The organism is Massilia sp. X63, from assembly GCF_041023745.1.
Classification (GTDB): Bacteria; Pseudomonadota; Gammaproteobacteria; order Burkholderiales; family Burkholderiaceae_D; genus Telluria.
On record NZ_JBFTEF010000040.1, the window covers coordinates 1 to 1392 of the forward strand.

General features: G+C 52.2%; 1 rRNA gene. It reads left to right on the forward strand.

From position 1 onward, the window contains the following. A 23S ribosomal RNA gene (locus AB3347_RS25830) occupies positions 1-1371 on the forward strand; the annotation flags it as partial. Positions 1372-1392: the final 21 nt, after the last annotated feature.

Sequence of the window (1392 nt, forward strand, 5' to 3'; positions counted from 1 at the left end):
GTGGGACGAGCGGCCTTGTGCTGCGAAGCAATCGGAAGTGGTTCCAAGAAAAGCCTCTAAGCTTCAGTCATACGAGACCGTACCGCAAACCGACACAGGTGGGCGAGATGAGTATTCTAAGGCGCTTGAGAGAACTCGGGAGAAGGAACTCGGCAAATTGGTACCGTAACTTCGGGATAAGGTACGCCCCGGTAGCTTGACTGCTTTACTGCAGAAGGGTGAAAGGGTTGCAATAAACTGGTGGCTGCGACTGTTTAATAAAAACACAGCACTCTGCAAACACGAAAGTGGACGTATAGGGTGTGACGCCTGCCCGGTGCTGGAAGATTAAATGATGGGGTGCAAGCTCTTGATTGAAGTCCCAGTAAACGGCGGCCGTAACTATAACGGTCCTAAGGTAGCGAAATTCCTTGTCGGGTAAGTTCCGACCTGCACGAATGGCGTAACGATGGCCACACTGTCTCCTCCCGAGACTCAGCGAAGTTGAAATGTTTGTGATGATGCAATCTACCCGCGGCTAGACGGAAAGACCCCATGAACCTTTACTGTAGCTTTGCATTGGACTTTGAACCAATCTGTGTAGGATAGGTGGGAGGCTTTGAAGCGGGGACGCCAGTTCTCGTGGAGCCATCCTTGAAATACCACCCTGGTTCGTTTGAGGTTCTAACCTTGGTCCGTTATCCGGATCGGGGACAGTGCATGGTAGGCAGTTTGACTGGGGCGGTCTCCTCCTAAAGTGTAACGGAGGAGTTCGAAGGTACGCTAGGTACGGTCGGACATCGTGCTAATAGTGCAATGGCATAAGCGTGCTTAACTGCGAGACCGACAAGTCGAGCAGGTACGAAAGTAGGACATAGTGATCCGGTGGTTCTGTATGGAAGGGCCATCGCTCAACGGATAAAAGGTACTCTGGGGATAACAGGCTGATTCCTCCCAAGAGTTCATATCGACGGGGGAGTTTGGCACCTCGATGTCGGCTCATCACATCCTGGGGCTGTAGCCGGTCCCAAGGGTATGGCTGTTCGCCATTTAAAGTGGTACGTGAGCTGGGTTTAAAACGTCGTGAGACAGTTTGGTCCCTATCTGCCGTGGGCGTTGGAAATTTGAAGGGGGCTGCTCCTAGTACGAGAGGACCGGAGTGGACGAACCTCTGGTGTACCGGTTGTCACGCCAGTGGCATTGCCGGGTAGCTAAGTTCGGAAGAGATAACCGCTGAAAGCATCTAAGCGGGAAACTTGCCTTGAGATGAGATTTCCCGGAGCCTTGAGCTCCTTGAAGGGTCGTTCGAGACCAGGACGTTGATAGGCTGGGTGTGGAAGTGCAGTAATGCATTAAGCTAACCAGTACTAATTGCCCGTACGGCTTGTCCCTATAACCTTGGTAGGCTATAGA